Origin of the sequence: Polaribacter marinus (assembly GCF_022662535.1) — a bacterium.
GTDB classification, from domain to species: domain Bacteria; phylum Bacteroidota; class Bacteroidia; order Flavobacteriales; family Flavobacteriaceae; genus Polaribacter; species Polaribacter marinus.
Map to the genome: position 1 here is coordinate 55,096 of NZ_JAKQYM010000008.1, position 12,933 is coordinate 68,028.

Below are 12,933 nucleotides of genomic sequence, written 5' to 3' on the forward strand. Positions count from 1 at the left end.
ATGAAAAAATTAAAATATATAATTTTAAGTATCACAATCGCACTAAGTGCCTGCGATACAGTAGATTTTGGAGACACTAACGCAAACTTAAATGAAGCTAGTGAAATTAATGCTGCCTCAGTTATGGCAGGTGCAATGATGAGATACGCCACTAGATCTGGTAGAGAATATTTAAACAGACCTACATTAAACGTACAATATCAATCACAGGTAACGTATACCGATGAGATGCAATACAATGAAGTACCACAACCATGGTCATCATACTACGTACAAACACTATCTAATCTTCAAACAATAATTGATCTTAATTCAGATCCAGCAAACCATACGGTTATTTTAACAAGCCAAGGTTCACCTGCCAACCAAATTGGGGTTGCTATGATCATGAAATCTGTTATTGCTAAAAGAATAACAGACTCATTTGGAGACTGTCCTTATAGCGAAGCATTAGACCCAAGTAATATCACACCTAAATACGATTCTCAAGAAGATATTTACGATCAAATTTTTGCAGATATAAAAGCAGGAAGAGACATGCTAAACACAGCTGAACTTGGACCTACAGGTGATATTATTTATGGAGGAGATGTAGCAAAGTGGAAAAAATTCGCAAATTCATTCCTATTACAAGCATCGCTTCAATTATCTAAAAAATACCCAGCTCCAGGAGGTAAAGCTGCAAATGTATTTACTGAAGCGTTAGGAAATGCAGCAGGAGTAATTGAAGACGTGAGCGATGAAGCTTGGTTTTCTTTTGACAATGCTGCAGGTTTTCCAAACCCATGGAACGCCAACAGAAGAGCTGATTATTTTTTAACACAAGAGTTTACAGATGCATTAAAAGGTAACGCAGGTTTAAATCCTACTTCGAACACTACTATGGACGACAGATTAACTGTATATGCAGATGACGCAACAAAAGATGGAGTGCCATACGGTTACGTTAGTGGTAGTGGTGCTGGAAAAAGCTCTATGTCTACTAACTTTTGGGACGCTGAACCTAGCTTACCTTTATTAACAGCTTCTTACACATATTTAAATAGAGCTGAAGGAGCTCAAAGAGGATGGTCATCAGAAAATGCAACAACAATGTTAACCTCTGGTATTAAAAAATCATATGAATCTTTAGATAACCAAAAAGGAACAAGTATTTCTGGAACTGCTAACGAAACAGCATATGTTAACGCAAGAATTGCTGATGCTGCAGGTAACATGTTAAAAGTTATCGCAGAAGAAAAATGGGTCTCATTATTTCCAAGTGGATTTGATGCATGGTCAGAATGGAGAAGAACAAACATTCCTACTTTAAACCCAGCAACGGACGCTATCAACGATGGTAACATCCCAAGAAGATACAACTATCCTTCGGATGAAAACACTTTAAACGGAAGTAATTATACATCTGGTTTATCAGGTTTAAGTCCAGCAACAGATAACAATACATCTAAAGTTTGGTGGGATCAATAAAATCAACGTTCTAACATTAATAAAAACCAGAGATTTAAATCTCTGGTTTTTTTTTGTCTCATATAACTCAAGAGAAGAAATAAAAAACACTAAAATCTTAGAGAAACAAAACATTACGTTAACATTACACCGACGAAGAACAATAACAATGATAACATTAAAAAAAACAAATAATTAATTTTATACATGAGTTGTTATCTCAAATAAAAACAAGATAGAATCTTAAAATTACAATCTTCTCGTCGGTTTCATATTAGATGTTTTTTAATATATTTTAATTATATTAAGATATATTAGTGTTAAAAAATTGTTTATTTAAGATTTATTTAAGACTTTTGGCATTAATTAATTCAAATAATTATACAATGAAGACAAAGTTTAATGGAATTTTAACGCTATTACTAGCGTTGGTCGTGCAAATTTCCTTTGCACAAGAAAAGACTGTTTCTGGTACTATTACAGATGAATCTGGACCTTTACCTGGAGTAAGTGTTTTAATAAAAGGTACCAATAAAGGTACTGATACTGATTTTGATGGTAAGTTTACCATTAAAGCTAAAACTGGTGATGTATTAGTTTTTAGTTACATTGGTATGAAAGCAGTAGAAAAAACAATAGGAGCATCTAATACCATAAATGTAAAAATGGTAATTGATGAAGGTAATGTTTTAGATGAAATTGTTGTTGTAGGTTATGGAACAAGTACAAAACAAGCCTTTACAGGTACTGCTAAGACAGTTAAACAAGAAAACATTGAGGCAAAATCTGTGTCAAATATTTCACAAGCATTAGCTGGTGAGGTAGCCGGTGTAACTGTTATTAATAGTTCTGGACAGCCAGGTAGTGCTGCTACAATTAGAATTAGAGGGTTTGGTACCATTAATGGTAACAGTGATCCTTTATATATTGTTGATGGTGTACCTTACTTAAACAGTATTAGTAACATTAACCCTGCAGATATCCAATCTACAACAATATTAAAAGATGCAACTGCAACTTCTATTTATGGTTCTAGAGGAGCAAATGGTGTAATTGTTATTACAACTAAAAAAGGTAAAAATGGAGTTTCTAACATCAATGTTGAAGTAAAAACGGGTGTTAACATGAGACTTTTACCTGCATACGACGCAATAACCTCTCAAGAAGAATATATTGGAATTGCTTGGGAGTCTATCAGAAATAGTGGGGAATTATTAGGTTTTGCAGACCCTGTAACACGTGCTAATGATAGATTGTTTTCTGACTTCGGAATTAGTCCACAGTATAATATGTGGAATGCAGCTACTGTAGCAGATTTAATTGACCCTACTACAGGACAAGTTAAACCAGGAGTAACTAGAAAATACACTCCAGAAAACTGGTCTGATTATGGTTTTCAATCTTCAACTAGAACAGAAGCAAACTTGAGTATGAGTGGAGGAAATGACAAGACAACTTATTTCTCTTCTTTTGGTTATTTAGACGATGTAGGGTATTTAATTAACTCTAGCTACAAACGTTATTCAACAAGATTAAACGTTACACACAAACCTGCAAAATGGCTAGAAGCAAATGCTAATATAGATTATTCTTTTGCTAAACAAACAGCAAACGGACAATCTTCGGATTCAGGAAGTATTTTCTGGTTTACAGACAATATTCCTTCTATTTACCCATTATTTTTACGTGATGCTTCTGGTGCAATTGTAGAAGATCCTTTTTATGGGGGAAACCAATACGATTACGGTGATACTAGAGGTTTTGGTACTAAAACAAATGCAATTGCAGATGCTATTTTTAACTTAGAACAAAACACACGTCATTCAATCAATGGTAATTTTTCTTTCAAAGTAAACATTACTGATGATTTATCTTTTACAACTAAATATGGTGCAAACTACTATAGTTTAGTAGATAACAGTATTAACAACCCTTTTTATGGTTCCGCTGTTGGTCAAGGTGGTAGTTTATTTAAAGAACAAAGACAAGCTGTAACACAGAACATTTTACAAATGGTTAATTACAACAAAAGTTTTGGAGATCATAACATTAGTGCTTTAATAGCTCATGAGTCAAATGAATGGAAAAGACAACGTACATCCATCAGTAAAAATACTGTAGTAAATTTAGTAAACGGATTAGATGATCCTTCTAACTATATTAACCCTGGTCCTGATGCTTCTGGATACTCTGAAGAAACAGGATTAGAGAGTTACTTTGCGCAAGTTAATTACAACTATTTAAACAAGTATTATTTATCTGGTACAATTAGACGTGATGGAACTTCTAGATTTGCAAATGATAAATGGGGTACATTCTGGTCTGCAGGTGCATCTTGGATTATGAGTAAGGAAGACTTTTTAAGTGGTAATGAATTTATCAACTACTTAAAAGTAAAAGCAAGTTATGGTATTCAAGGAGACCAAGCTGGTGCTAGTTTTTATTCAGGACAAAATGGATATACTTTAGATAACTTAGGAGGAGATATCTCTCTACCATTAAGAGCAAGAGAAAATGCTGACTTAACTTGGGAATCAAGTAAAATGTACCAAATAGGTACTGAGTTTAGATTATTTAATAATATAATTGACGGTTCATTCGATTACTACATTAAAAATACATTTGATTTAATATTTAGTGTTAGAATCCCAATTTCTACTGGTGATGCAATTGATACTACAAATGATGGTGAAATTGTAAATAGAGGTTTTGAATTTGATTTAACAGGACACATCATTAATAAAGATGACTTTAAATTAGACTTATCTATTAATGGAGAAATGTTAGATAACGAAATTACAAAAATGCCATTTGACGCTGCTGCAGATAGAAGTAAAATTATTGATATACTAAACCCTTATGGTAGAGCTGAAGGACACAGTAGATATGATTACTATATGCCAGTATGGTTAGGTGTTAATGCTGCTAATGGAGACCCAATGTGGGAAACTTATTATGTAGATAACAATGCAAATGGAGCTTTTGATTCTGGAGAAGAAATTGCAGAATTATATGAGTATACTGTTAAAAACCCTACTGCAGATATTAAAAAAGGAGTAACTAGTACATATACAGAAGCTAGTAATCAATATGTAGGAAAATCAGCTATTCCTAAAGTTAGAGGAGCATTTAGAATCTCAGCAAAAATATATGACTTTGATATTAGCTCTCAATTTGCTTATAGTTTAGGTGGTTATGGTTATGATGCTAATTATGCAAGTGTATTAGGTAATGACAACCCTGGTGGAAACAACTACCACATTGACATCAGAAATAGATGGCAAAACCCAGGAGATATAACAAATATTCCTAGAGTTTATGACAATGAAAATATTAATGTAAACAGTACCTCTACACGTTTTTTAGTGAAATCTGATTACTTAGCTTTAAACAATGTAAAGATTGGGTATACCATACCGACAAAGTATTTAAATAATACAGGAATTTCAAATGTAAACTTATGGTTAGCTGGAGATAATCTTTTCTTATTAAGTGCTAGAAAAGGATTTAACCCTTCTGCATCTATAGTTGGTTCTTCAACAAGATACAGATACAACCCATTATCTACATTTACATTTGGTGTTCGTATAAAAATATAATAACAATATAAAACTAAAAAAAATGAAACGTAATTTATTTAAAACAGTATTTACTCTAGCAGTATTTGCAACATTTTTTAGTTGTGATGAAGAGTTTTTAGAAAGAAGTCCAACATCATTTATTAATTTAGATGATACAGGAACTTCAGGGCAATTAAACCCTGCCATTTTAGACGCAACTTTAAATGGGGTGTATTCTATGATGATAAATACAGGGACAGGAGGAACAACATCTCATGAAGATTTTGGTCAAAAAGGATATGATATTATGAATGACTTCTTATCTGGGGATTTAGCACTAACATCTAATGCCTATAACAGATATGCATCTTTTGTTAATTTACAAGCAACAGTAGATTATGCACACAATAGTAACTATATGCCTTGGAGATATTACTATAGAGTAATAAGATCTGCCAATTTAGTTATTAAATCTTTAGGGGGTAATGATATTGTACCAGATTCAGATGGAGGAAAACATTCATTAGGGCAAGCAAAAGCGTTAAGAGCTTATGCCTACTTTTATTTAACACAAATGTATGCTCCAGAGTATGATGCAACTGCAGAGGTTTTACCTTTATATAAAGATGCAGATGATCCTGTTCAACCTCAAGCAAGCATGCAATTAGTATATGATTTTATGATTGAAGATTTAACTTCTGCAATTTCATTACTAAACGGTTTTGTTAGAAACAGCAAAACAAAAATCAATCAAGATGTTGCTAGAGCCTTATTAGCTTATGTTTATGCATCAAAAGATGAAAGCGCATCAAACCTATTAGCTAAAGGTTTAGCTGATCAAGTAATTGCCTCAGGATATCCTTTAATGACGGGTGCAGAAGTAACTGGTGGTTTTAATAATATTTCTACTCCAGGTTGGTTTTGGGGATTTGATATTACATTATCTAATGGTTTAGACTTAATTTCTTGGTGGGGCCAAATGGATGTTTTTACATATAGTTACCAAGCGGCAGGAGATAAAAAGGGTATTGACGAATCTTTATATACTGAAATCAAAGCTAGTGATATTAGAAAAAGTCAATTTGATGCTGCTAACAGTTTGCAACCTCGTGGTAAATTCTACAACGCTGCAAGAGTTGTTGAAGGACAAAGAAATATTGAAGATGATTATGTTTACATGAGAATAGCAGAAATGTACTTACTTTCTGCAGAAATGTCAGCAAAAGAAAATGATCCTACTGGAGCTAGAACTAGATTAAAACAATTATTATCTCAAAGATTCACAAATGCAGCAGACTATGCATATGTTGATGGTTTATCTGGTAGTGCTTTATTAGATGAAGTAATTCTACAAACTAGAATTGAATTATGGGGAGAAGGTAAAAGTTATTTATCTATGAAGAGAAATAAACAAATGATGACAAGAGGTTCTAACCACGTATTCCATGCAGGTCTATCTGTTCCTTATTCTGATGATAGATTAACTTACATGATTCCTCGTGCAGAAGTTCAGAATAACCCTTATATTAACTAAAAAACTTTTAATGTAAGCTTATAATATTATAAGCTTACATTATTCAATAAAAACATAAAATCATGAAAAAAAATATATATTTATTTTTACTTTCAATAGCTTTAATATCTTTCTCTTCTTGTGAAGAATCTGGAGTTGAAGCTCTTGGAAACTCTGTTGCTTCTTTTGAAGCTACAACTTTAGATATTGGTGTAGAAATTGGTTCTTCTACCACTAAAGATATTAATGTTTATACTTCAAATATTTCTGGTACAGACAGAACTATCGAAGTAATGGTTGATAATAATACTACAGATGCAGATGCAGCAGCATATACTGTTCCTGCAAGCGTTACAATACCTGCTGGTACAAATGTTGGTACTATAACTATTGGAGTTAATGATGTAGATTTAGCTGTAGATAAAACTTTAGTTATTAGATTAAAATCTACAGAAAACTTAGATGTTGTTAATAAATTAACTATTGGATTATCTCAACTTTGTCCTAATAATGGTATTAAAATAAAATTAGACATCGCTTTTGATTCTTGGCCAGAAGAAATTGCTTGGAGAATTTTAGATTCAAATGGTACTACTGTTATGGCAAGTGCTTCTAACCCATTTAACTATGGTGCCTATGCAGGAATGACTGGTGGTGTAACTGTAAGAGAATGTTTAGCTTCAGGTACTTATACTATAGAGGTATATGACGGTTATGGAGATGGTGGTAATGACTATACTGTTACTGCAAACGGTATTTTAGTATTTTCTGCTACAGGAAACTATGGTGCTTTTGTTACAGAGGATTTCACAATATAAATTATTACTTAAATAATTATTAAAACCACCTCAATTGAGGTGGTTTTTTTATGCTTAAAAATTAAATTATTAACATATCTTTGCAGCATGTTAGAAGAGACGACAAATATTTTTGGAATTAGAGCCATCATAGAAGCCATAGAAAGTGGTTCAACTATTAACAAAGTGTACTTACAAAAAGGTTTAAGAGGAAGCCTCTTTTATGAATTAGATAAATTAATTAAAGAGAAGAAACTAACAACTAGCATGGTTCCTGTTGAAAAATTAGACAGACTGTCTAAAAACAGTAATCATCAAGGAGCTGTCGCTCAAATTTCTCCCATCGAATTTTATGATTTAGAAACTTTAGTAGAAGAAACTTTAGAAAGTGGAAAAACTCCACTCTTCTTATTATTAGACCAACTATCTGATGTTAGAAATTTTGGTGCCATTATAAGAACAGCTGAGTGTACAGGTGTAAACGGTATTATAATTCAAAAAAATGGAAGTGCTCCTGTAAATGCAGAGACAATTAAAACTTCTGCAGGTGCTGCATTTAAAATTCCTATTTGTAAAGTAGATCATATTAAAGACGCTTTGTTTTTACTGCAAGGTTCTGATATTAAAACTGTTGCTGCCACAGAAAAAACAGAAGATTCTGTGTACGACATCAACTTTAATCAACCCATTGCTATTGTTATGGGATCGGAACACAGAGGCGTAAATCCTTCAATATTAAAAATGGTAGACTACAAAGCAAAACTACCTTTATTAGGTGAAATAGAATCTTTAAATGTTTCTGTAGCTTGCGGTGCTTTTTTATATGAAAGTGTAAGACAAAGAATGAGTTAAAACTCCTCACTCTACTCCTTCTCTTTCTTTTAATTATTCTATTTGTGGTGGATTAAAATTTCCATCTTCATCAAATAACAAATCGAAATCTGTTTTAGAAAATTGATATTCTTGTCTTGTAATTCCTTTTTTTCTATAAAATAAGGAAAAAAGAAATCCAACCAAAAAACCAGATAAATGACCTTCCCAAGAGACTCCGTCTTTAATGGGGAGCACATACCATATCATACTTCCGTATAGAAAAATAATAATTAAAGAAACAGCAACCAATCGATAGTGTTTTTTTATAATACCGCTAAAAAAAACAAAACTAAACAGCAAATAAACAATTCCACTTGCTCCTATATGATAAGCATCTCTTGCAATGATCCAAGTTAAAAAACCTGTAAAAAAACCACCGATTAGCAAAACTTTGTAAGCAACATTGTTATAAAAATAAAAAAGGCAGCTTAATAGCACAAATAAAGGAATAGAATTGTTAAAAAGATGACTTGTATCACTATGTATAAAATGTGTTAAGAAAACGCCTTTAAACCCTGATAAAGTTCGAGGAAAAACTCCTAATTTATTAAAATTGTATCCAAATGTTATTTCAATCCAATAAATTAGCCAAATACTTAAAACATATAAGGTTGGAATTAAAAAAACAGACTTCGAAACTTTTAATTGATTGTCATCATTCATCAAAATAAAAATAACAAAAATCTAACCAAATAACTTTTTTACAATTTCTGTCAGAAATCTTTGTTATTTTTACTGAATGAATGAACCTTTGGCAGAAAGAATTAGACCTAAAACGTTAGAAGATTATATTAGTCAGCAACACTTGGTTGGTAAAAATGGTGTTTTAACTAATTTAATACAACAAGGAATTATACCGTCATTAATATTATGGGGACCTCCAGGAATAGGAAAAACAACATTAGCAAACATCATAGCAACAGCATCTAACAGGCCTTTTTATACATTAAGCGCCATAAGCTCTGGAGTAAAAGATGTTAGAGATGTTATAGAAAAAGCCAAGAAAAGTGGTGGTTTGTTTACGGCTAAAAATCCTATTTTATTTATTGATGAGATTCATCGATTTAGTAAATCTCAACAAGACTCTTTATTAGGTGCCGTAGAAAAAGGTTGGGTTACTTTAATTGGTGCCACCACAGAAAACCCAAGTTTTGAAGTGATTCCTGCTCTCCTATCACGCTGTCAGGTTTATATTTTAAATTCATTTGATAAAAACGATTTGATTGCTCTTTTACACAGAGCGATGGAAGAAGACGAGTTTTTATCGGCTAAAAAAATAACGTTAACAGAAACAGATGCTCTTTTACAAGTTTCTGGAGGTGATGCAAGAAAATTATTAAACATCTTTGAATTATTAGTTTCGGCAGATGACGAAATTGAAATTACGAACGATTTAGTTTTAGAGAAAATTCAAAAAAACACGGTTCGTTATGATAAAACAGGCGAACAACACTACGATATTATTTCTGCTTTTATAAAATCGATTCGCGGAAGTGATCCTAATGCTGCTGTTTACTGGTTGGCAAGAATGATAGAAGGCGGCGAAGATGTTAAATTTATAGCTAGAAGATTGCTTATTTTGGCTTCTGAAGATATTGGAAATGCAAACCCTACTGCTTTAATTTTAGCCAATAATACTTTTCAAGCTGTATCTGTAATTGGACATCCAGAATCTAGAATTATATTAAGTCAGTGTGCCATCTATTTAGCCAATTCTGCTAAAAGTAATGCCTCTTATATGGCAATAAATGATGCGCAAAATTTAGTGCAAAAAACAGGAGATTTATCTGTACCTCTACATTTAAGAAATGCTCCTACAAAATTAATGAAAGATTTAGATTATGGTAAAAACTACCAATATTCTCATAATTATAGTGACAATTTTGTAAATCAAGAATTTTTACCAGATGAAATTTCAGGAACCAAAATATATGAACCCGGAGCTAATTCTAGGGAAAATCAATTTAGAGAAATTCTAAAAAACAGGTGGAAAAACAGATATGATTATTAGAATTTTATCTGATATTTTTCTGTGTGTAATTGATTGTTTTTATAATATTCTGCAATCCAATGAGTCCCATTTTTATAAAGAATTCCATTTTTGTCTTTTAAGATAAAAACATCTTTTACATTGGTTTTTAAAATCATAAAAACAACCTCTGGTTTTGTATTTACTAATTGAAAACCATTGTTTTTTTCTTGTGCATATAAAACCTTTAACTCTTTAGAAAGTATACTCTCTTTTTTAGCAATCTTATCTTTTACCAAGGGAGTTTCTATCACTTTAGGACTTATCACAACGTTTTTAACTACTTTATCAGAAATATTCTTTGCTATTATAACCTCTTCTTTCTGAATAGGTTCTTCTTTATATTCATAAACTACATCTTGCATAGAGCTAACAGCATTTCTAATTGCCTGATGATACGCTTTTTTATATTCTTTTGATTTGGTTTTTCCTACTTGAGATGTGTAAACAACATTATTAAAACAATCTCTTAATTCGACTGCACTTCTAACGGCAAGCATTCCAGATTTATCTACCACTTTAGCATATAGCGCTAAACATTTATTGACAGCCAACTCTGAAGGCAATTCTTCATTACTTAAAAATACAGTAAATCCTTTCTTTTGTAATAAAAATTTTGTGAGTGAACTTGTTTGATATTGATCTGCTTTCTTTAAAAAATCGAACTTTTCTGGAACAATTATATATTTATAATTATTAACACTTTTTTTTTGAGCATTGGCAAACATACAAATCATCAAAAATAAGCCTAGTAAAATTTTATTTATCATTTTAATTATCATTTAAAGTTATACAGATAGGTTAAATAACTTAATCTGGTTTAAATATATTGTTTTATTTCTAAAAGAGAATTTATTGATACAAATTTATCAGAATTAATTTTCTCATTTTCGAAATTACAATGAATTGCTTTTAAGCCAATATTAATTGCTCCTTCTATATCTGCTTCTATACTATCACCAATCATAATTGAGTTATCGGTATTAGCATTTGCTGTTTCTAATGCATGTATAAAAACTTTAGGATTGGGTTTTTTGAGACCTACAGATTCTGAAGTAATCACTTTATCGAAATAATGAAAAATCTTAGACGATTTCATTTTTTTGGTTTGTACTTCTTCAAATCCGTTAGTGATTATATGTAGCTGGTATTTCTCTTTTAAATAATCTAAAATATCAAAGGTATAATCAAACAGGTGATTAAAATCTGGCAAAAAATCAATATATTCTATAGCTATTACATCTATTAGCTCATCAGAGATGGTATAGTTTATTGCGTCAAAAGTTTTTTTTAAACGCCCATATCTTAACTCACTTTTCGTTACTTTTTCTTCTCTATAAAGTTTCCAATACTCTTTATTTAAAGGTTTGTAAATATCTAAAAAGCTTGATAAGTCTACTGTTATATTTTGTTTGTCAAATACTTTTTGAAAAGTTAAATCGGAGTTTTTTTCAAAATCCCATAAGGTATGATCTAAATCGAAAAAGACGTGTTCTATATCCATGCCTTAAAAGTAAAAATTATTACCAAATAAACTATATTATAGTTGTTATATTTGTTATATAAATTGATCTATTTTTGAAACAAAATCTTCATATTCTTTTTTTATGTGGTTGGTATCCTTCTAGGGTTTTTCCAACCAACGGAGATTTTATTCAAAGACATGCAGAAGCCGTTTCTAAGCAACAAAAAGTAACTGTATTACATATTGTTACAGATGATCATTCTGTTGAAGACATAGAAATTGTTTCTAAAAAAAGCCCGCAATTGAACGTTCATATTGCCTATGTAAAACCTCAAAAAAATGCCCTAATTAAAATAGCCCTATTTTGGAAAGCTTATCAATTACTTTTAAAGAAAGTTATCGATTTTGATATTATACATCTCAATGAAATTTACCCTTTTGGCATTTTTGCAAAACTAACTTCTTATAAACTAAAAAAGCCATACTTAATTTCAGAACATTTTACAGGATATTTAAAAGCTAGCAATTTAAAGACTCCCTTCTTTCAAAAATTGATTTCAAAGTATATTGTAAAAAAAGCGTTCGCAATTTGTAATGTAAGTGATTATCTTTCTAATAACATGAAAGAAATGGGGTTTAAAGGAAATTTTGTAACAGTACCCAATGTGGTAGATACCGACATCTTTACTCCTAAGAAAATTGAAAATGTATTTTTAAAACTGGTACACGTATCTAACTTAAAAGATGCGCATAAAAACATTTCTGGAATGTTACGAGTTGCAAAACTTTTAGATGAAAAATTAGATTATTTTGAATGGAAATTCGTAGGAAATAACGGTAATGAATATAAAGATTTTCTACAAAAGTTAAATTTAAAAAATGGTAAGGTTTCTTTTTTAGAACATCAAAATCAAAAAGAGATAGCAATACTTTTACAAGAAGCAACAATTTGTATTTCTTTTAGTAATTACGAAACTTTTGGGATTGTAATCACCGAAGCCATTGCTTCTGGGACCCCTGTTATATCTACAAATACGGGTATTGCTATGGATTTAAAAACACATGATTTTTGCAGTGTAATTCCTATAAAAGATGAAGAAGCTCTATTTCAAGAAATTTTAAATGCTAAAAAAACTTTTGAGAATATTGATGTAGAAAAAATGCACGCTTTTGTAAAACAGGAATTTAGTAAAGAAATCATTTTAAATAAATTTTCTTTACTTTACTATCAATCATTAAAAAAATAG

10 protein-coding genes are annotated in these 12,933 nt (G+C 31.0%); 7 read left to right on the top strand and 3 right to left on the bottom strand.

Annotated elements, in window-relative coordinates:
- The 5 genes from MC378_RS11430 to rlmB all read left to right on the top strand — a co-directional run bounded on the left by MC378_RS11430 (position 1) and on the right by rlmB (position 8,171).
- Entirely contained in the window at positions 1–1,470 is a 1,470-nt protein-coding gene (locus MC378_RS11430; protein ID WP_242178890.1) for a SusD/RagB family nutrient-binding outer membrane lipoprotein, read from the top strand.
- 365 nt (positions 1,471–1,835) lie between these two features.
- Positions 1,836–5,048: a SusC/RagA family TonB-linked outer membrane protein gene (locus tag MC378_RS11435; protein WP_242178891.1), complete on the top strand. Its 3,213-nt coding sequence runs from the start codon at positions 1,836–1,838 to the stop codon at positions 5,046–5,048.
- A 22-nt stretch (positions 5,049–5,070) separates the two neighbouring features.
- Complete coding sequence (locus MC378_RS11440; RefSeq protein ID WP_242178892.1) at positions 5,071–6,543, top strand: RagB/SusD family nutrient uptake outer membrane protein; 1,473 nt, start codon at positions 5,071–5,073, stop codon at positions 6,541–6,543.
- Between the two features lie 62 nt (positions 6,544–6,605).
- Positions 6,606–7,340, top strand: coding sequence for a DUF1735 domain-containing protein (locus MC378_RS11445; protein WP_242178893.1), 735 nt, complete (start codon positions 6,606–6,608; stop codon positions 7,338–7,340).
- A gap of 87 nt (positions 7,341–7,427) precedes the next feature.
- Positions 7,428–8,171, top strand: coding sequence for a 23S rRNA (guanosine(2251)-2'-O)-methyltransferase RlmB (gene rlmB / locus MC378_RS11450; RefSeq protein WP_242178894.1), 744 nt, complete (start codon positions 7,428–7,430; stop codon positions 8,169–8,171).
- Positions 8,172–8,204: 33 nt separating this feature from the next.
- On the opposite strand, the gene MC378_RS11455 is transcribed toward rlmB, so the two are convergent.
- The gene (locus tag MC378_RS11455; RefSeq protein WP_242178895.1) at positions 8,205–8,855 is read right to left on the bottom strand and encodes a rhomboid family intramembrane serine protease; all 651 of its coding nucleotides are present in this window, start codon (positions 8,853–8,855) and stop codon (positions 8,205–8,207) included.
- Between the two features lie 76 nt (positions 8,856–8,931).
- On the opposite strand from MC378_RS11455, the gene MC378_RS11460 reads away from it, so the two are divergent.
- Positions 8,932–10,203, top strand: a complete 1,272-nt coding sequence (locus MC378_RS11460) for a replication-associated recombination protein A (RefSeq protein WP_242178896.1) — start codon at positions 8,932–8,934, stop codon at positions 10,201–10,203.
- On the opposite strand, the gene MC378_RS11465 is transcribed toward MC378_RS11460, so the two are convergent.
- Together MC378_RS11465 and MC378_RS11470 are read right to left on the bottom strand one after the other, a co-directional pair.
- On the bottom strand, positions 10,200–10,991 hold the full coding sequence (locus MC378_RS11465; RefSeq protein ID WP_242178897.1) for a hypothetical protein: 792 nt from the start codon (positions 10,989–10,991) through the stop codon (positions 10,200–10,202). The two genes, MC378_RS11460 and MC378_RS11465, sit on opposite strands and share 4 nt — an antisense overlap.
- 50 nt (positions 10,992–11,041) lie before the next feature.
- The gene (locus tag MC378_RS11470) at positions 11,042–11,725 is read right to left on the bottom strand and encodes a YjjG family noncanonical pyrimidine nucleotidase (RefSeq protein ID WP_242178898.1); all 684 of its coding nucleotides are present in this window, start codon (positions 11,723–11,725) and stop codon (positions 11,042–11,044) included.
- A gap of 74 nt (positions 11,726–11,799) precedes the next feature.
- On the opposite strand from MC378_RS11470, the gene MC378_RS11475 reads away from it, so the two are divergent.
- A complete protein-coding gene (locus MC378_RS11475; protein WP_242178899.1) occupies positions 11,800–12,933 on the top strand; it encodes a glycosyltransferase family 4 protein in 1,134 nt (377 codons plus the stop codon).

Excerpts from the sequence above, each read along its gene's own strand:
- MC378_RS11430 (WP_242178890.1), top strand. The coding sequence starts at position 1 with ATGAAAAAATTAAAATATATAATTTTAAGTATCACAATCGCACTAAGT.
- MC378_RS11435 (WP_242178891.1), top strand. The coding sequence starts at position 1,836 with ATGAAGACAAAGTTTAATGGAATTTTAACGCTATTACTAGCGTTGGTC.
- MC378_RS11440 (WP_242178892.1), top strand. The coding sequence starts at position 5,071 with ATGAAACGTAATTTATTTAAAACAGTATTTACTCTAGCAGTATTTGCA.
- MC378_RS11445 (WP_242178893.1), top strand. The coding sequence starts at position 6,606 with ATGAAAAAAAATATATATTTATTTTTACTTTCAATAGCTTTAATATCT.
- rlmB (WP_242178894.1), top strand. The coding sequence starts at position 7,428 with ATGTTAGAAGAGACGACAAATATTTTTGGAATTAGAGCCATCATAGAA.
- MC378_RS11455 (WP_242178895.1), bottom strand. The coding sequence starts at position 8,855 with ATGAATGATGACAATCAATTAAAAGTTTCGAAGTCTGTTTTTTTAATT.
- MC378_RS11460 (WP_242178896.1), top strand. The coding sequence starts at position 8,932 with ATGAATGAACCTTTGGCAGAAAGAATTAGACCTAAAACGTTAGAAGAT.
- MC378_RS11465 (WP_242178897.1), bottom strand. The coding sequence starts at position 10,991 with ATGATAAATAAAATTTTACTAGGCTTATTTTTGATGATTTGTATGTTT.
- MC378_RS11470 (WP_242178898.1), bottom strand. The coding sequence starts at position 11,725 with ATGGATATAGAACACGTCTTTTTCGATTTAGATCATACCTTATGGGAT.